The organism is Reyranella sp., assembly GCF_965279465.1.
Taxonomy (GTDB): domain Bacteria; phylum Pseudomonadota; class Alphaproteobacteria; order Reyranellales; family Reyranellaceae; genus Reyranella.
The window spans coordinates 914,796-931,935 of the sequence record NZ_OZ257242.1 but is presented as its reverse complement, the minus strand read 5'-3'; the positions used below and the strand labels follow the sequence as shown (position 1 = coordinate 931,935).

Genomic DNA, 17,140 nt, shown 5'->3' with positions numbered 1-17,140 from the left:
GCGTTTCCTTCAGTGGTAGTCGACGATCTCGACATCTTCTGCATTGCCGTCTTTCCAACGAAAGCAGATCCGGAACTGATCATTGATGCGGATGGTCCACTGTCCGCGCCGGTCGCCCTTCAGAGTTTCCAGCTTATTGCCGGGCGGACTGCGCAGCGCTTCCACGGTAACGGCCGCGTTCAGCATCGCGAGCTTGCGTTGGGCTGGCCGGACGAGATCGGACGGGAAGCGCTTGGGGGCTTCGCCCTTCCACACGAGCTCGGCCAGCCGGCCCTTGAAGCTCTTGATCACATTCAGTCTAGTATCATAACATGATACTAATGACAACCTTCGCGGCGGACGTACCGGCGACCGCTCCCGATGCGCAGAGCGAAGGGCCTTATTGAGACTGGAACCTAAAGCGATTTGTCATTGCTGAAAGGATCATCTCGCATTCGTAGGGACTTCCCCTTTTTGGCGTCTGCCTCTACAATCGTACTAACGTACGGCTAACGTACCAAATACCGTGGAGAAACGCCAATGCTGTCGATGGAGCATAACGACATCCTGACTCGCGTCGGGCCAGGCACGCCGACGGGCGAGCTGATGCGCGAATACTGGATCCCCGCCTGCCTGCCGGAGGAGCTGAAGCCCGACGCCCCGCCGACCCGGCTGAAGCTGCTCGGCGAGAAGCTGATTGCCTTCCGCGATAGCCAGGGCCGCATCGGCATCCTGGACCACCGCTGTCCGCACCGCTGCGCCTCGATGTTCTACGGCCGCAACGAGGAGAGCGGTCTTCGCTGCGCCTATCACGGCTGGAAGTTCGACGTCGAAGGCAACTGCCTCGACCAGCCCAACCTGCCCGAGGACCAGCGCTTCACCGACCGCGTCAAGGCCAAGGCCTACAAGGTCGCCGAAAAGGGCGGACTCATCTGGGTCTACATGGGCAAGCGTCAGGTGCCGCCGCCGCTGCCGGCGCTCGAAGTTCTCAGCCTGCCCGACGACGAGCGGATCGTGATGTGCCACATGCGCGACTGCAACTGGCTGCAATCGCTCGAGGGCGACATCGACACCTCTCATTTCGGCTTCCTGCACGCCGGCGCCGTCCAGCCCGACGACGTCGATCCCAACACAATGCATCGTTTCGGCCTGATCAACCGTACGCCGCGCTACCACGTCAAGGAGACCGACTGGGGCACGATGTACGATGCCTATCGCCCGGCCGATTCCGGCAACTACTTCCATCGCTTCGCGCACTTCATATTCCCGTGCTTCGCGCAGGTGCCGGACGGCACCTTCGGCAACATGATCCAGGCGACATTGTCGGTGCCGCTGGATGACAGCCATACGATGACCTACGTGCTGGCCTGGTCCAAGCGCGACATTGCATTGCGCACGCTCAAGGACGGCAGCCCCATCCCCGGCGCGGCGCTGACTCGCGACTTCCTGCCGACCACCACCGACTGGCTCGGTCGCTGGCGCCTCAAGGCCAACCGCGAGAACGATTACCTGATCGATCGCGAGGAGCAGGCGAGCGGCAAGTCGTACTCCGGCATCCAGGGCATCGGTCAGCAGGACCAGGCGATGGTCGAGAGCATGGAAGGGCCGGAGGAAGGCATCGTCGATCGCGGCTTCGAGAATCTCGCCGCCAGCGACCGCATGATCGCCATCACCCGCCGCCGCATCATCGCGGCCGCGCAGGCCCACCAGAAGGATGGCACCGTCCCGGCGACGGTCGACCGGCCGGAGCTGACTCGCGGCGCGCGCGGCGGCTCGTTCATCGCGCCGGATAGCGTCGACTGGCTCGACGCCTATGCCGAAGAGATGCGCAAGGCGCAGAGCCCGGCCGGTTTCCTGCTGCAAGCCGCGGAATAGCCACAGAAGAGCGACAAGACGCGCGAGACGCCGCGACCAAGCGTCTCCGCCGCAGGGCAAGCGCTCCCATCAGAGAGCGCGCCCACGGCAGGAACAGGAAACGAACGACACGGAGGACACGCCATGCAAGACAACCAGCCACGTCCGTCACGCCGCGCGCTCATCGCTGGCGCCCTCGCCCTGACCGGCGCTCCTTTCATCCGCCGCGCCTCGGCCCAGCCGGCCGCCGGCGTCTCGCCGCAGCTCGCGGAACTCTACGAGAAGGCCAAGCCGGAAGGGGAAGTCACGATCTGGGCGCCGGGCTCCCCGGGGGTGCAATGGATCCCGCCCGAATTCGCCAAGCGCTTTCCCGCCGTCAAGGTCAACTGGCTGGGCGACCAGCAGGCGAGCTCGCGCCTGATCGCGGAGAAGCGTGCCGGCCGTCACGCGGTCGACGTCTGGACCTTCTCCCTCGGCGGAACGCTCGAGGTCCAGAAGCGCGGCCTGCTGGAAAAGAACGACTGGACCAAGTTCGGCGCGCAGGACCGCGACATCTTCTGGGACGGCGAAGCTGTCGCGAACCACAACTACGTCTTCGTTCCGATCTTCGCGAAGAGCAAGCTCACGAAGGATCAGGTGCCGCGCCAGTGGGACGGCCTCCTCGATCCGCAGTGGACCGACAGGCTCGTGTCGGAAACCTTCCTGTTGCCGCGCCTCGGTGGCTATCTCGCGATCGACTGGGGGCTTCCGCGCACCGAGAAGTGGCTCAGGGCGCTGATCGACCAGCGCAAGCTCCTGATCGCCACTTCCCCGGTTTCAAACTTCCTGAAGTCGGGCGAGCGCGAGCTTGCCGTCGCCGAAAGCACCGGAGGCGCCTTCCTGATGAACAAGGACGGGCTGAACGTCGGCTACCAGGTGATGGAGATGGTCCCGGCAACGCAGTTCGTGCTCGGCGCGATAAAGCAGGCGCCGCATCCCAATGCTGCCCGCCTGCTGATCGCCTGGCTGATCTCGCCGGAAGCCAAGATGCTCTACGAGCAGGTGGCCGGACAGCCCGACATCCGAGCCAACTCGCAGTCCGCGCTCGCCCAGGAGATCAAGGCGGCCGGCTCGAAGGTCATCTACGAGGATGTCGATACGATGAACCAGCGCGCCGAATACTACCGGAAGCTGGTGTCGATCGTCCGCGGTCAGGGCTAGTGGACCGATGGCGGTTCAAGCCGGTGAAGCCGCGCCGGTTGTTCCGGTAGCGCGGCGAAAGCGGCGCGGCCAGCTCGGCCTCGTCGGCGTGATCGCGGTGGCCGGCGCTGCCGCTGCCGCGCTCTATCTCGTTCTCGCGCCGTTGCTGGCGCTGCTCGCGACGGCTTTTCGCGGCCCGAGCGACCTGCTGCCGTTCGAGCCCGGTGCGCACTGGACCTTCGACAATCTGATCGAAGTCTATGTGAACACACCTCTGCTCTCTACCGTTGTGCCCAGCACGGCGATCTTTGTCGCCGGCTCGGTGACCGTGACCTTCTTCACCGCCTTCACGCTGGCGTGGCTGGTCGAACGCACCGACCTGCCGTGGCGCACGGCGATCTTCACCACGACGCTCTTCCCGCTGCTGGTGCCCGGCGTGGTCATGGCCTTCGCCTGGACGCTGCTGTTCGCGCCCAATGCCGGCTGGATCAATGTCGCGCTGCGTGCCGCGCTTGGCCTCGACTCGCCCGGTCCGATCAACATCTTCAGCATGGGCGGCCTGATCCTCTGTCAGGGCATCGCCTCGGTGCCGTTCGTCTTCTTGCTGCTGGGTGCGGCGATGCGCACCATGAATCCGGCGCTGGAGGAGGCGAGCAGTGCCTCGGGCGCGCGGCCGCTGACCACCTTCTTTCGCGTGACCCTCCCGGTGCTGCGGCCCGGCGTGCTCGCCCCGCTCATCCTCGCGACCCTGGTGGCGCTGGAGCAGTTCGAGATGCCGCTGATCATCGGCTTCCCGGCTCGCATCAACGTGTTCGCCACGCGGCTCTATTTCGACCTCAACCCGGAAGACGAGCTGCCGGCCTACGGCAAGGCCGCCGCGGTTGCGCTGCTGTTCCTCGTCGCGGCCATTGCCCTGCTGATCGTCTACAATCATCTTATCCGGCGCGCCGAACGCTTCGTCACCGTGACCGGCAAGGGCTACCGGCCAACGCGCTATGCGCTCGGCAAGTGGCGAATTCCGGCCCTGCTGTTCGTCGGCACGTACCTCGCGGTCGGCGCGATCCTGCCCGCGATCGTCCTGGTCTGGACGAGCTTTTCCGGCGGCAGCAGCGAGGGCATGAGCCTCGATGCCTACAAGCTGCTGCTCGCCGACCGGCGCTTCTGGCCGGCGGTGGGCAACACCTTCCTGGTCGCCGGTCTCAGCGCCGGCATCATCACCCTGATCGGTGCATTGCTGGCGTGGCAGATCCTGCGGCTGCGCTTCCCCGGCCGCGCCTTGCTCGATGGCGTGAGCTTCATGTCGATCGGCATTCCGGCGGTGATCACGGGCTTCGCCGTGATGGTGCTGCACCTCACTTTCCCGATCGGCCTCTACGGCACGGTGTGGATCCTGGTGCTGGCCTATTCCTACCGACTCGCCGTCTCGACCAGACTGTCGCGCGCGTCCCTGATCCAGATCCACCCCGAGCTCGAGGAAGCCTCCGTTGCCTCGGGCGGACGGTGGCTCGACACGATCCGACGGGTGGTCTTGCCGCTGCTCGGACCCTCGCTGATGGCCAGCTTCCTGCTGCTGTTCATCGTCGGCTTCCGCGAATTCACCATCCCGATGATCCTCCAGTCGGAGGACAACTGGGTGCTGAGCGTCATCATGTGGAAGCTGCAGGCCGACAGGCAGACCGCGCAGGCGGCAGCGGTCGGAACCCTGATCCTCCTCTTCGTCACGCCGGTGATCTTCGTGCTGCGCCGGCAACTGCTGTCCCGCCAAGGGGAGTCCTGAGATGCTGACCGTGCGAGGCCTCACCAAGACCTACATCACCGCCGACGGCGGGTTCCAGGCGCTGAAGGGCATCGACTTCGATGTCCCGCAAGGCGGCTTCTACACGCTGCTGGGCGAGTCGGGCTGCGGCAAGTCGACGACCCTGCGCTGCGTCGCCGGCCTCGAGGAGCCGGACGGCGGCTCGATCTCGATCGGCGGCGAGGTCGTGGCCGATCCCGAGCGGGGCGTCCAGGTCCCCGCCTTCGAACGCGACATCGGATTGGTCTTCCAGTCCTACGCGATCTGGCCGCACATGGATGTATTCGCCAACGTGGCCTATCCGTTGCGGGTGCGCCGCCCGCGCGTCGCCGCGGCCGACATCAAGGCGCAGGTCATGGAGGCGCTCCGTCTCGTCGGCATGGAGGACTACGCCAACCGTCAGGCGACCAAGCTGTCCGGCGGCCAGCAGCAGAGAGTAGCCTTTGCCCGCGCTCTCGTGCGCCGGCCGAAGCTGCTGCTGCTCGACGAACCTCTGTCCAACCTGGACGCCAAGCTGCGCGAGCAGATGCGGTTCGAACTGCAGGAGCTCATCTCGCGCACCGGCGTGACGACGCTCTATGTCACACACGACCAGTCCGAGGCGCTTGCCATGTCCGACACGGTCGCGGTGATGGCCGCAGGCCGCATCGCGCAGAGCGGCGCACCACGTGACATCTATGGCCGACCCGACAACCGCACTGTCGCGAACTTCCTCGGCAGCGCGAATTTTTTGCGTGGCCAGGTCGTCGAGGCAAGGGACGGCCTCGCGACGGTGGCGCTCAATGGCGGCGGATCCACGATCCACGTACCGTCGCGCACCACCCTGTCAGCCGGTGCCGCCGTCGACGTGATCTTCCGCCCCGAGGACGTGACGACCCATCTCGATCCGCTCGACGGCACGATCGAGTGCGCGGTCGAACGTGTCGTCTTTCAGGGCGGCATGAGCGAGTACCAGCTCCGGCTCGGTCCGACCCTGCTGCGCACCGTCGTCCATCCCTCGGTCAGCGCTCAAGCCGGTGACCGTGCCTGGATCGCGATCCAGCCCGAACGCTGCATCCTGTTCGCGGCAAATTGAATCCCGCTCCGTCGTCCCGACCGGAGAGACGACGGACCTTCGGCTCGCTATATCGCCGTCACCCGCACTTCCTGCGCTGACACAGAGCCGGTGTCGACCAGAAGGGCGACAGCGCCGCCACTCAGCATATCGCTCCCGCTGTCCTGCACCTCGAACACCGGTTTGCCATCGATCGAGGCGCGAATCGTGTTGCCTTCGACGCGAAGGGCAAGCGCATAGGCTTGATCGAGCGACCATGAGAAAGCCCGTGCAGCCAGCACAGTCTCGCTATGGCGCCGACGAACCAGCCGGACCCGGCCGCCGTCCACCCGGTCGAACACCAAAGCGTAATAGCGCTCGCGACCCTGCACGCGCGCGGCCAGACCCCAGGCCTCGGCGAGCAGCGGCGTCATGGTCGTGGCGACCTCGTAATCTCGCCAATCGCGCGTGCCCTGGGCGATGAAGCCTTGGCCGGCGCTGCTGGTGACACGCAGGCCTTCCCAGCGCGTCTGGAACTGGCTCGCATCGTTGACCCAGGCGTGCTTCCACATCTCGCTGCTCGGGTCCGGACGCCGGAAGGTGACGGTCGGCGCGCCGTCCCAGTGCAGCCAGTCGAGATAGAGCGTGCCATCGGTGCCTCGGGGATCATGAGCTTCGATCTCCAGGCCGATGTCGAAGATCGGATAGCCTCCCGTATCGGGAATGCGCCATTTCAACGAGACATCGGCACGCGTGCCCACGACATGCGGCTCGCCATGGATCTTCGCCAGCGTGTCGCCGGCCGCGAAGACACTGGCATAGAGCCGCACGCTCACCGTGCCGCCGCCGAGCACGTCGGCGGCCAGGCCGCAGTCGACGGTCTGTCCCGGATAGAGCGTCGGACACGCCACCATCTGGTAGGTCGGCATGGTGAGCCCGTCCTTGCCGAAGAAGGTCGGCGAGGAGACCCGCGCGACGCGACCGGGCGCGAGGCGGCGGAAGCCGAGGGCGAGGCTGCGCTCGCCGCGGCGGCTATGGCCGGCCACGTTCTCCACGGACAACGGATGCAGCGTCGCCGGTGCGCCGCCCTCACAGGCGAAGCCCTGCAGGCTGCCGGGGAAGGAGAAGTGGAAGCGCGCTCCGCCCTTCGGCGCTTCGGGCACTGCCGTACCGGCCAACCTGTGGCCGGCGACGACCAGCGCCCGGGTCTCGATCACCGCATCGGTGACCGAGGCGCCGCCGTCGGCCGAGGAGATATACATCCGGTCCGCCACCGGTGTGCGCCAGTCCGGCCCGGCGTCGAGACCGGCCAGCCCGCTCCTGATGCCGAACAGGCATCCGATATTTCCGGCGTTGCAGTCGGTGTCCCAGCCCGCGGTGTTCACGATGTGCATCGTCTCCTGGAAGGAGTTCCGCCCGTAGAGCAGCGCCAGGATGATGAGCGCGTGGTTGGGAATAACGTGGCAGTTGCCGGCGAACTTGTCGTAGCCATAGCGCCCGGCGATCAGCGCCCGCGTACGCTGCCAGTCGTGCCCGTTGTCGCCGGCGTGCCAATCACGCACGTCCTCGACCACGCGGCGGATCAGCGAATCCTTCGGCACGAAATCGAGGCCGGTGCCCAGCAGCTTGTCGACATCGCCTTCGACGAAGGCCGCGGCTTCCATTGCCGCCAGCAGCTTCGCGGCGTGCACCGCCTCTCCGTCGTGGCTGACCTTCGCCGCTTGCTCGGCGAGCCAGGCGGCCTGCTCGGGGTTGCCGGGGCTCACCATCGCCCAACCGTCGATGAAGATCTGCGCGCCGATCTGCTCGGCTACCGTCCGGCCGTTGAGCTCGATCGAGCCGCTGCGAGGCGCCGGAATACCCGCCTTCAGCCGCAGGAACGCGGTGTGCTCGGTCGAGCTGCCGATGCCGCCCCACCAGAAGATCGACTTCTCCTCGACGACGTAGTTCAGCCAGGCTTGGCCGATCTGCTCGGCGCTCAGGTGCCGCGGATAGTCGTTGTCGGCCAGCGCGCGCGGAAAGGCGAAGGTGCCGGCAATGTCGTCGTCAGTGACCACGAGCTGGTGGTTGCGCAGCGCCACGTCATGGCGGTCGTGGACGTAGTAGTTGATCGGCCCGAGCTCCTTCAGGATCCGCTCGTAGGTCCAGCCCTCGAAGGGCCGGCCGAGATAGACGCCGATCAGCTTGCCGAGCACGCCGGCATAGACCCGTTCGGCATAGTCGTGCGGAATGGCGGCCACGCGTCCCTCTTCTTCAGGTCGACGAACGTTCGACGATCTCGAACTTTATCTCAAGGCTCCGGCTTGCCGACTTCATCCCACCGGGTTGGAGGCGGTCGATCAGGAGCTGCGCCGCCAGCGCGCCGAGCTCGAGTTCGGGCTGACGCACGGTGGTGAGGCCGAGCAGCTTCGCGGTCGGAATGTCATCGAAGCCGACGATCGCGATGTCGTTCGGGATTGCCAGGCCCGCGTCGCGCGCGGCCTGCATGGCGCCGATCGCCAGCATGTCGTTGGCGCCGAACACGGCACTCGGCCGGTCGCGCCCATCGGCCAGGAGAGTCCGCATGGCGCCCACCCCGGCCTCCGAGGAGGCGTCGTCGACAACCACCCGTGGCGCAAGCCCTGCCTCGCGCATCACCGCCTCGTAGCCTTCGGCGCGGAACCTGCTGGGACCGAACTCGGCGACGATCATGGCGATGTCGCGATGGCCGCGGCGGATCAGCAGCCTGGTCATCGCCGCCGCCGCCGCGACGTTGTCGACAAACACGCTGTCGATCGCCGAATCGCGCCGCGTCGCGTGGCGGCCGAGCAGCACCAAGGGCAGCGCGCGGCGCGCAACGTCATCGAGATCGGGGGCACGAAAGTGATAGAGCACGCCGACCGCCCCGTCGGCCCGGCCCTGCTGCAGCCAGGCGAGCGCACGCCGCTCGCCCTCCAGCGTGCCGTCGGTGTCGTAGATCAGGACGGCGTAGCCTGCTGGCGCCGCCGCCTTCTGCAGGCCGCGTACCAGCCCTGGATAGAACGGGTTGGTGATGTTCGGCACGATGCAGGCGAGCGTCATGGTGCGCGCGCTACGCAGGATGCGGGCCGGATGATTGGGCCGATAGCCGAGCTCACCGGCGAGCTTGAGAATGCGCTCGCGCGTCGCCGCCGGCACCGCCGATGTCTCCACCTTGTTGAGCACGATCGATACCGTCGCCTGCGAGACGCCGGCGGCCAACGCGATGTCCTTCTGCGTCGGACGGGCGGAACGATGCTGCATCGCTTGGCGATATCCCGCGATTGACCGGCTCTAAGTCACTACTTATACGTATTACTAACAACAATCAATGCGAAGGACGTCGGCCATGGGAGAAGCGGCCACGCTCAAGACGGACCATCTCGAGCTCGGAGCGTTCGCGAGCCTTGCCTTCGGCATTGTCGGCGACGCGATGGGTACGCCGACCGAAAATCTCGAGCCCGAGCAGATCCACGCGAAGTTCGGCTGGGTCGACACCTTCGAGGGTGACGGCACCGACGATTCGATCATGCGCAACCTGATCGCCGATGCGCTGCTCGCGACCGACGGCTATGCCGACGCCGATTCCTGGGCGGCGGAATGGATGCGCCAGCACAAGGAGATCTTCGGCCAGAAGGTCGGGCGCTTCTTCCCCTCGGTGCTGCACTCGGCGGCGAAGCTGCGCCACGGCGACACGCCGCGCACCATAGCGTCCGGCAACATGCCGAGCTCGAGCTCGGCCATGGCGATCGCCCCGGTCGGCATCGTCAACGCGGGCCATCCGCGCGCCGCTGCCGCGCAGGCGATGGAGCTCGCCAGCCTGATCCATGTCACCGACGTGGCCTTCTGCCAGGATGGCGCGGCGGCGATCGCGGCCGCCGTCGCCTCGGCGATGGGCGGCGCCAAATCGATTGACGCGGTGATCGCGAGCGCCCTGGCGGCGATCAAGCCGTGGAGCGGGCGCGACATGCGGCAACTGATCGAGCAGGCGCTCGAGCTCGCACGCAGCGCCAACGATTATTTCGGCTTCCGCACCGGCTACCACCAACGCTTCCGCCGCGCCATCGCCTGCGACAGCCGCGAGACCGTGCCGGCGACCCTGGCGATCTGCCTGCTGGCCGGCGGCGACCCATGGAAGGCCGTGACCTACGGCGCGAATTTCGGCCGCGACGCCGACACCATCGCCTGCATGGCGGGCTATGTCTGCGGTGCCTTCAGCCGCGACGAGAAGAGCGTGACGGACGCGCTGAAGGGTCTGCCGGCGCCGATCGCCGAGCGCGAGCGCAGCCTGGCGAAGAAGCTGGTTGCGCTCTCCCGGCAGAAGGCCCGCAACGAGATCAAGAACTGGCAGCCGCTGGCCGGCTGACCGGACAAGGAAGACGAACAGGAGGAAACATCATGCACGCGTCGAAGCCCACGCGCCGCTCGCTGCTTGCGGGCGCCGCGACGACAGCCCTTGCCTCGTCCATCCGGCCCGCGCTGGCGGCGCCCAGGAACATCGTGTGGTGGTACGAAGGCGCGACGGCAACGCAGCAGGCAGCGCTGAACAAGTATCTCGTCGAGCCGTTCAATGCCTCCCAGTCCGACTACAAGCTGCTCGTCGAATGGCGCGGCAGCGCGCTGCCAGACCAGCTGCTGGTCGCGCTGGCCGGCGGCCAGGGCCCCGACATCGTGCTGACCAACGGTCCCTCCTGGACGCAGCGCTTCGTCACCGGCAACAAGCTCCTCGACCTGAATGCCTTCGCGCAGAAGTTCGGCTGGAAGGAGAAGCTGGCGCCGATCGTGATCCAGCTCGGCAGCTACGACGGCAAGCTGATCGCACTGCCCAAGACGATCGAGACGCAGGCTCTCTTTTACAACCAGACACTTTTCAAGCAGAAGTCGTGGACGCCGCCCAAGAATCTCGCCGAAGCTGAAACCTTGGCCGACGCGATGCTGAAGGCTGGCATCCAGCCCTTCGCCGCCGGCAACGCGGGTCAACGCTTCGCCAACCGCCATCTGCTCGGCATCTTCTACAACAACTACTGCTCGCCCGATCTGGTCTACAAGGCACTGTCCGGCGAGATGCCGTGGAACGCGCCGGTCTTTGTCGAGGCCGTCGAGCTGCTGAAGAGCTGGTGGGACAAGGGCTATTTCGGCGGCCAAAAGTATTTCTCGATGAACATGAACCAGTCGTTCGCGATATTGGCGACCGGCCGCGCCGGCATGGCGATGCAAGGCACCTGGGCCTTCCAGTGGGTGCCCGACACCTTCGAGAAGACCAAGCAGGAGATGGGCGTGGCGCCGCTGCCTCAGCTCTCGCCCAAGGCACCGTATCCGATCTTCGTGCTCGGCATCGGCGCCGATCTTGCGATCAATGCGGCCTCGCAGGTCGCCGAAGGCTGCGCGATGGTGCTCGACCGGCTGATCGACTACAGCTTCGTCGAGAAGATGTCCCAGGTCTGGGAAGGCGAGTGGAACATTCCCTTCGCCAAGCCGGCGCCGATCGTCGCCACCGACGACAAGGTCCAGGCCGAGGCCGCCCGACTGCGCCAGGGGCTGGGCGAGGCGATGGTCACCGGCCGCTACGGCTACGCGCCATGGACCTTCTGGCCGGCGAAGACCGACGACTACATGCGCGGCGGCATCGAGGAAGTCTGGCTGAAGCAGGTCACGCCCAAGCAGTTCAGCGACAAGGTCAACGAGATCTTCCAGCAGGAGCTGAAGGACGGCATCGTCAAGAAGCCGCCGCCGCGCGGTTGACGCATGGTCCCGCTCGGCCGCGTCATGCTCTTCCGGACCGCGAGCGTCCCGCTCGCTCAAGCTCATGAGCGAGCGGGACGCTCGCGGTCCGGAAGAGCATGACCGTGACGTCTACCGTCCGGCGGAAAAAGCCGCTGAACCGCAAGTGGCTGTTCCTGCTTCCGGCGCTGATCGTGAGCCTGGGCGTCGTGCTGGTCCCGGTGATCGTCACGACCCTGCTCGCCTTCAGCGACTGGAACGGCTTCAGCATCCCCAAGTGGGTCGGGCTGTCGAATTTCACGACCGTCATGCAGGAGGCCAAGTTCTGGGCGGCGTTCCGCAACAACTGCATCTACACGCTGCTGTTCGCGACCCTGCCGATGATCTGCTCGTTGTTCGCGGCGATGATGCTGATGATGATCCGCAGGGGACGGACCTTCTTCCAGGTCGTCTATTTCCTGCCGGTTACCATCGCCACCGTGATCCTCGCCCTGATCTGGCGCAGCATGATCTACAGCCCGACCACCGGGGTGATCGGCTGGCTGCAGCAGCTCGGCATCCCGATCGACAATCCATTGGTCAATGTCGACACTTCGCTGCTGGGCGTGCTGTTCGTCGACATGTGGAGCTGGTGGGGCTACCTCACGGTCATTTACTTCGCCGCCCTGCGCCAGGTCGACCGCTCGCTGATCGAGGCCGCGCTGGTCGACGGCGCATCGCGCTGGCAGACCTTCTGGCACGTGCTGCGGCCCACCATCCTGCCGACCGTGCTGTTCATGCTGCTGATGAGCGTGATCTGGTCGTTCCGCGTGTTCGACTGGATCTTCGTGCTGACCGAGGGCGGACCCGGCTTCTCCAGCGAGGTGCTGGCGACGCTCGCCTACAAGACCGCCTTCCAGTCGTTCGAGGTCGGGCGGGCCTCCGCCTACTCGCTGTCGATGAGCCTGCTCGGCCTGGCCGCGATCGTCATCTACCTGCGCATCCAGGCACGGCGCGAGAAGGCCTGACATGGAACTGCATACCGGCAAGCTGACACGACTGCTCGTCTACGTGCTGCTCGGCGCGGCCGCGTTTTCCGTGGCAGCGCCGCTCGCGCTGATGATCCTGAACAGCCTGCGCAGCAACTTCGACATCCTGATCTCGCCGCTCGGCTGGCCGAGCGAGCCCGAATGGGGCGTCTTCGCGCGCGTCTGGAAGGAGGCCCAGCTCGGCCAGGCGATCCTGAACAGCCTGGTGATCGCCGCCGCCACAGTGGCGATCGTCTGCACCATCTCCTCGATGGCCGCCTGGGTGATCGCGCGCCGCGCGGTGCCGGGCTGGATGACGATCAGCCTCTACTTCCTCGCGACCACCACCGTGCCGATCCAGATGTTCATGTTCCCGCTCTACTTCGTGATGGCGAAGCTCGGGCTGCTCAACAGCCCGATCGCAGTGATCATCATCTATTCGGCGATCTTCACGCCGTTCTCGCTGTTCCTGCTGCGCACCTACGTGCTCGACGTGCCGCTGGAGCTCGAGGAGGCGGCGCGCATCGACGGCGCGTCGGACTTCATGGTCTTCACCAGGATCATCGTGCCGCTGATCTCGCCCGGCCTGCTGACGGTCGCCCTGATCGTCTGCCTCAACGTGTGGAACGAGTTCCTGATCGCGATCACCTTCCTGCAGAACGCCGACTCCGCGACCGCGACGGCACGCTTCTACCAGCTCACCGGGCGCTACGGGAACAACCTCGCGGACCTGATGGCGGTGGCGACGATCATCGCCCTGCCGACCCTTGTTTTCTTCGTGATCGTGCAGCGCCGCTTCATCGAGGGCGTCTCGGCCGGCGCGGTCAAGGGCTGATCGCGCTACACCAGCAGGCCGGCGAGCCTGGCGGCTTCGTCGTCCAGGATCCTGTGCGAGGTCTCGAGGATTGCCGGATTGGCCGCGTAGCGCTCGACCCGCGCGGCAACGCTGAGCGAGCCCACGGCCTTGCCATCGGCGCGGCGCAGCGGGACTGCGATCGCGCAGAAGTCGAGCATCGCCTCCTGCCGCGTGATGCAGAAGCCGTCCGCGCGGCCCTTGAGGATGGTCGCGCGCAGGGCCTCGCGATCGGTCAGCGTAAATCTGGTGCTGCCCTTCGGCGTCGCCTTGGCGAGGCGGGCGTCGAGCTCGTCGTCGGGGAGCATGCCGAACAGCACGCGGCCCGCGGCCGTCGATAGCGCCGGCAGCCGGAGCCCGATCGACGGCACCAGGCCCAGCGGAAACTGCCGGTTGGCGTTGGCGATCATCATCATGTCCTCGCCGACCAGCACGCCGACGAAGCACGATTCGCCGGTCATCGACATGATGCGCTCGCAGGCCGGCTGCAGCACGGTGGCGACCAGGTCGGTGCCGAGATAGGCGACGGCGAGGCTCATCACCTGCGGCGCGAGCCGGAACACCCGCCCGTCCGTCTCGGCGTAGCCGAGGTCGACCAGGGTGAGCAGCACGCGGCGCACGGTGGGCTTCGGCAGGTTGGTGAAGCGTGCCGCGTCGCTCAAGGTCATGCTCGACCGCTCGCGGCTGAAGGCGCGGATGACGCTCAGGCCTCGCGCGAGCGCCTCGACGAAATAGGCACCGTTGCCCACCGCCTCGCGGCGGGCGGTGTCGGTCTCGTTCAGGCGCGGCATGGACAACGACGCGGGATCGTACGAAATGCGTACATTCGTACGCCAATAGCCCCCGCCGCGAAGGCAAGTCAATTAAGGGAAACTACCAACGAGCGAAGAATTGCCGGATCGGCTCGGCGCCGGGATTGCTGAAGCGTCGGTCGAGCACGATCGCCCGTCCGGTGGCGCCGGCGCCGTAATAAAGCGCGTTCCAGTCGTTGTCGGCATCGATATAGGAGCCTTCGAGCGAGGCGCCGGCAAACAGGCCGTTGGAGTTGGCGAAGGCAAGAATGTCCGCGCCGGCCGCGCTCGTGGTCGCCCCCTCGAAGCCCGCACCGACCGCCACCATGGTGACACCGGCCTCGGCGCCGACCTTGAACTTGTGGTCGAGCATGGCCAGGAGGCCCTTCTCGGTCAGGATGATGAAGACGATCTCCGAGACCTTGCCGCCGATCTGCAGGCCGATGCTGCCCGAGGCGATGCCGTAGAAGGCCGGGTAGCTCCAGTTGTCCTTCCCGGTCCGCGACATCAGCACGCCGCGTCCGCCGGCGGCGCCGAGGATGAAGCCGCCCTGCACCAGCTCGGGGATGATCAGCACACCCCGGGCCTTGGACATCATCTTCAATGCGTCGGGAAAGTCCGGGCCGGTGATCACTTTTTGCGCGGTGCGCAGGCTCTGGTCGACCAGCGACTGCCGCTTGGCGTCGGCGCGGGCAACGGCCGGCAAGAGGGCGAGGGCCGCGGTCCCGGTCAGGACGGATCGGCGCGCGAGCGTCATTTTCTGCTCCTTTTTTGTTTGCAGCCGACGCCGGGGAAGCGTCTTTTTCGGCCACAACACCGCATTTATAGCACAATTTCCGACAGAAATGCGGCATTCAACCGCGCGGCGAGGGGCGATCTTTCAGTGTCAGCGGCAGCCCCGCGGTCATCAGGATGACCCGGTCGGCGCGCCCGGCCATGCGCATGTTGAGCCGGCCCTGCGCGTCGCGGAAGGCGCGGCCGAGCGGCGTCTCGGGCACGATGCCGAGCCCGACTTCGTTGCTCACGAACACGACCGCGACCGCCACCTCGTCGAGCGTCCGCAGCAGATCGTCCGTCGCCTCGTCGACGTCGCTCCCGCCCAGCATCAGGTTCGAGAGCCACAGGGTCAGGCAGTCGACCAGCACCGGCCGGCCCTGGCCGGCGGCCGACGCCAGCGCCTCGTCGAGCTTCAGCGGCTCCTCGAGCGTGGTCCAGTTGCCACCGCGCCGCGCGCGATGGGCCATGATGCGGGTCGCCATCTCGACGTCGCCCGCCTGCGCCGTGGCGATATAGACGGCGGGCTGCGGAGCCGCACCGTGCAGGCTGCCGGTGACGAGCTTCTCGGCATGGGTGCTCTTGCCCGAGCGGGCGCCGCCCAGGACAAGGCTCACCGGCGGCAGCGGAAACGCCCTGATGTGCTCCATCAGGGACGGGCGCGAACCAACCAGCAGGCGCCGGCAAGCCTCACCCCGTCCGCCGTCGCATAAGGTTTCAGCGCCTCGGCGATGGCTGCCTTGGCCTTGACGACCTGCTCGGGTGGGAGATCCTTGAAGGCGCGCGCCAGCGGCCCGAAGTCGCCGATGCGCTGCAGCACATCGGGAATGTCGCTGCCCTGGTTCATCATCAGGTCGACCGGCTCGATCGACAACCCGCTGAAGCCGGCCTGGGTCAGGATGCGCTCGACCCGGGCCCGATCGCCAAAGGAATACTGGCCGGGATCTTCCGGCCCCGGCCGCTGCATCGGCGGCAGGAAGCGCTGGGCCGCGCGCATCGGCACCGCGCCCCAAGGGTTTTCGGCCGCCGTGCGCCAGCACAGGAAGACCAGCCGTCCCGACGGCTTCAGCGCGTGGCGGACATTCCGGAAAGCAGCGACCGGATCGCCGAAGAACATCACGCCGAAGCGCGAGAAGACGAGGTCGAGCGACGCAGGCTCGAACGCATGGGTCGTTGCATCGGCTACCTCGAACGTCGCATTGCCGAGCCCGCGCGCCCGGGCGGCCTCGACCAGCGGTTCCGAAATATCGACCCCCAGGACATGCCCGTCCGCACCGACCGCTTTCGCGAGCTCGGCCGTCGTGCCGCCGGTGCCGCAGCCGACATCGAGCACCCGCTCGCCGGGCTGTGCGTTGGCGGCAGCGAGCGCAATCTCGCTGAAGCCCGCGATGCCGCGCTGGATGCGGTCGTAGGCCGCCAGCCACATCGTGCCGCCGGCCCCTTTCCAGTAGGCCGCCTGCTCGGCAGCCAGCTCCTCCCTGGACCTCATGCCCTGCTGCCGCCGTGCGCGATCACGATCTCGCGCGGCATGTAATTGGTGAAGGCGACCTTCCAGGCGTGGGCGCGATCGGCGTTCTCGAAATGCTCGATCAGGGTGATCGATACATTGTCGATCTCGAACCGCACCGCGGCCTCGGGGTGCATGTTGAAGGCATGCGCCAGGGCGGCGCGGATCGTGCCGCCATGCGCCGTCGCCACGATGTCGCGGCCGCGATACTTGTCGGTCAGCCGCTCGATCGAGCGCACCGTGCGCTCGCGCAGGTCGCTGAAGCTCTCGCCGCCCGGCGGGCGGAATTCCGGCGGCGCGAGCCAGAAGAGATGGCCGTTGCCCGGCTTGTCCGAGATCTCCGCGTAGGTGAGGCCCTGCCATTCGCCGAAAGACTGCTCGGCGAGATCGGGATCGATCACGACCTCGCCGAATTCGGCGCCGGCCTTGCCGAGGTGCTCGGCGGTCTTGCGGGCGCGCAGCAGGTTCGACGAGTACCAGACCGCGCCTTTCGGCAGCAGCTTCGCCTGGTGCCTGAACAGATCCTCGTTGCTGACGTCGCAATCCTTGTCGAACTGGCCGTAGCAGCGGCCTTCCGGATTGGGCACCGGCGCATGCCGCACCCACCACCAACGCGTCACTGCTCCCGTGTTCTTGGGCGCCAATGCCAT

The 17,140-nt window shown here is 66.6% G+C and carries 16 protein-coding genes; 8 read left to right on the top strand and 8 right to left on the bottom strand.

Features of this window, described 5'->3' with window-relative positions; genetic code table 11:
- Positions 1-9: 9 nt before the first annotated feature.
- Positions 10-291: a type II toxin-antitoxin system RelE/ParE family toxin gene (locus tag ACQY8M_RS04500; RefSeq protein WP_428669292.1), complete on the bottom strand. Its 282-nt coding sequence runs from the start codon at positions 289-291 to the stop codon at positions 10-12.
- Positions 292-519: 228 nt separating this feature from the next.
- On the opposite strand from ACQY8M_RS04500, the gene ACQY8M_RS04495 reads away from it, so the two are divergent.
- From ACQY8M_RS04495 to ACQY8M_RS04480, 4 genes are all read left to right on the top strand, one after another.
- Positions 520-1,854 (top strand): Rieske 2Fe-2S domain-containing protein, encoded by a 1,335-nt coding sequence (locus tag ACQY8M_RS04495; RefSeq protein ID WP_428669291.1) that lies wholly within the window; start codon positions 520-522, stop codon positions 1,852-1,854.
- Between the two features lie 123 nt (positions 1,855-1,977).
- Positions 1,978-3,033, top strand: a complete 1,056-nt coding sequence (locus ACQY8M_RS04490; protein ID WP_428669290.1) for an ABC transporter substrate-binding protein — start codon at positions 1,978-1,980, stop codon at positions 3,031-3,033.
- Positions 3,034-3,040: 7 nt separating this feature from the next.
- The gene (locus ACQY8M_RS04485) at positions 3,041-4,789 is read left to right on the top strand and encodes an ABC transporter permease (protein ID WP_428669289.1); all 1,749 of its coding nucleotides are present in this window, start codon (positions 3,041-3,043) and stop codon (positions 4,787-4,789) included.
- 1 nt (position 4,790) lies between these two features.
- Positions 4,791-5,882, top strand: coding sequence for an ABC transporter ATP-binding protein (locus tag ACQY8M_RS04480; protein WP_428669288.1), 1,092 nt, complete (start codon positions 4,791-4,793; stop codon positions 5,880-5,882).
- Positions 5,883-5,929: 47 nt separating this feature from the next.
- On the opposite strand, the gene ACQY8M_RS04475 is transcribed toward ACQY8M_RS04480, so the two are convergent.
- On the bottom strand, positions 5,930-8,080 hold the full coding sequence (locus ACQY8M_RS04475) for an ADP-ribosylglycohydrolase family protein (RefSeq protein ID WP_428669287.1): 2,151 nt from the start codon (positions 8,078-8,080) through the stop codon (positions 5,930-5,932).
- 13 nt (positions 8,081-8,093) lie between these two features.
- Positions 8,094-9,101, bottom strand: a complete 1,008-nt coding sequence (locus ACQY8M_RS04470) for a LacI family DNA-binding transcriptional regulator (protein ID WP_428669286.1) — start codon at positions 9,099-9,101, stop codon at positions 8,094-8,096.
- 85 nt (positions 9,102-9,186) lie between these two features.
- Here ACQY8M_RS04470 and ACQY8M_RS04465 point away from each other — a divergent pair, with 85 nt between their 5' ends.
- The 4 genes from ACQY8M_RS04465 (at position 9,187) to ACQY8M_RS04450 (ending at position 13,400) form a co-directional block, all read left to right on the top strand.
- Positions 9,187-10,203 carry an ADP-ribosylglycohydrolase family protein gene (locus ACQY8M_RS04465; protein WP_428669285.1) on the top strand — a complete coding sequence of 339 codons (1,017 nt, stop codon included), beginning with the start codon at positions 9,187-9,189 and terminating at the stop codon, positions 10,201-10,203.
- Positions 10,204-10,235: 32 nt separating this feature from the next.
- Positions 10,236-11,579 (top strand): ABC transporter substrate-binding protein, encoded by a 1,344-nt coding sequence (locus ACQY8M_RS04460; RefSeq protein ID WP_428669284.1) that lies wholly within the window; start codon positions 10,236-10,238, stop codon positions 11,577-11,579.
- 104 nt (positions 11,580-11,683) lie between these two features.
- The gene (locus ACQY8M_RS04455) at positions 11,684-12,565 is read left to right on the top strand and encodes a carbohydrate ABC transporter permease (protein WP_428669283.1); all 882 of its coding nucleotides are present in this window, start codon (positions 11,684-11,686) and stop codon (positions 12,563-12,565) included.
- A 1-nt stretch (position 12,566) separates the two neighbouring features.
- Positions 12,567-13,400, top strand: coding sequence for a carbohydrate ABC transporter permease (locus ACQY8M_RS04450; RefSeq protein WP_428669282.1), 834 nt, complete (start codon positions 12,567-12,569; stop codon positions 13,398-13,400).
- A gap of 5 nt (positions 13,401-13,405) precedes the next feature.
- Here the strand turns inward: ACQY8M_RS04450 and ACQY8M_RS04445 are convergent, their stop codons facing one another.
- The 5 genes from ACQY8M_RS04445 to ACQY8M_RS04425 all read right to left on the bottom strand — a co-directional run bounded on the left by ACQY8M_RS04445 (position 13,406) and on the right by ACQY8M_RS04425 (position 17,140).
- The gene (locus ACQY8M_RS04445; RefSeq protein WP_428669281.1) at positions 13,406-14,209 is read right to left on the bottom strand and encodes an IclR family transcriptional regulator domain-containing protein; all 804 of its coding nucleotides are present in this window, start codon (positions 14,207-14,209) and stop codon (positions 13,406-13,408) included.
- Between the two features lie 82 nt (positions 14,210-14,291).
- Positions 14,292-14,966 carry a lipid-binding SYLF domain-containing protein gene (locus tag ACQY8M_RS04440; protein ID WP_428669280.1) on the bottom strand — a complete coding sequence of 225 codons (675 nt, stop codon included), beginning with the start codon at positions 14,964-14,966 and terminating at the stop codon, positions 14,292-14,294.
- A gap of 97 nt (positions 14,967-15,063) precedes the next feature.
- Positions 15,064-15,633, bottom strand: a complete 570-nt coding sequence (gene cobU / locus ACQY8M_RS04435) for a bifunctional adenosylcobinamide kinase/adenosylcobinamide-phosphate guanylyltransferase (protein WP_428669279.1) — start codon at positions 15,631-15,633, stop codon at positions 15,064-15,066.
- Positions 15,633-16,472 carry a class I SAM-dependent methyltransferase gene (locus ACQY8M_RS04430; protein WP_428669278.1) on the bottom strand — a complete coding sequence of 280 codons (840 nt, stop codon included), beginning with the start codon at positions 16,470-16,472 and terminating at the stop codon, positions 15,633-15,635. Before ACQY8M_RS04430 ends, cobU begins: the two co-directional genes overlap by 1 nt.
- Entirely contained in the window at positions 16,469-17,140 is a 672-nt protein-coding gene (locus tag ACQY8M_RS04425; protein ID WP_428669277.1) for a histidine phosphatase family protein, read from the bottom strand. Before ACQY8M_RS04425 ends, ACQY8M_RS04430 begins: the two co-directional genes overlap by 4 nt.

Bases quoted from the DNA above. Each gene is read 5' to 3' on its own strand.
- ACQY8M_RS04495 (WP_428669291.1), top strand. From the start codon at position 520: ATGCTGTCGATGGAGCATAACGACATCCTGACTCGCGTCGGGCCAGGC.
- ACQY8M_RS04490 (WP_428669290.1), top strand. From the start codon at position 1,978: ATGCAAGACAACCAGCCACGTCCGTCACGCCGCGCGCTCATCGCTGGC.
- ACQY8M_RS04485 (WP_428669289.1), top strand. From the start codon at position 3,041: ATGGCGGTTCAAGCCGGTGAAGCCGCGCCGGTTGTTCCGGTAGCGCGG.
- ACQY8M_RS04480 (WP_428669288.1), top strand. From the start codon at position 4,791: ATGCTGACCGTGCGAGGCCTCACCAAGACCTACATCACCGCCGACGGC.
- ACQY8M_RS04470 (WP_428669286.1), bottom strand. From the start codon at position 9,101: ATGCAGCATCGTTCCGCCCGTCCGACGCAGAAGGACATCGCGTTGGCC.
- ACQY8M_RS04465 (WP_428669285.1), top strand. From the start codon at position 9,187: ATGGGAGAAGCGGCCACGCTCAAGACGGACCATCTCGAGCTCGGAGCG.
- ACQY8M_RS04460 (WP_428669284.1), top strand. From the start codon at position 10,236: ATGCACGCGTCGAAGCCCACGCGCCGCTCGCTGCTTGCGGGCGCCGCG.
- ACQY8M_RS04450 (WP_428669282.1), top strand. From the start codon at position 12,567: ATGGAACTGCATACCGGCAAGCTGACACGACTGCTCGTCTACGTGCTG.
- ACQY8M_RS04445 (WP_428669281.1), bottom strand. From the start codon at position 14,209: ATGCCGCGCCTGAACGAGACCGACACCGCCCGCCGCGAGGCGGTGGGC.
- ACQY8M_RS04440 (WP_428669280.1), bottom strand. From the start codon at position 14,966: ATGACGCTCGCGCGCCGATCCGTCCTGACCGGGACCGCGGCCCTCGCC.
- cobU (WP_428669279.1), bottom strand. From the start codon at position 15,633: ATGGAGCACATCAGGGCGTTTCCGCTGCCGCCGGTGAGCCTTGTCCTG.
- ACQY8M_RS04430 (WP_428669278.1), bottom strand. From the start codon at position 16,472: ATGAGGTCCAGGGAGGAGCTGGCTGCCGAGCAGGCGGCCTACTGGAAA.
- ACQY8M_RS04425 (WP_428669277.1), bottom strand. From the start codon at position 17,140: ATGGCATTGGCGCCCAAGAACACGGGAGCAGTGACGCGTTGGTGGTGG.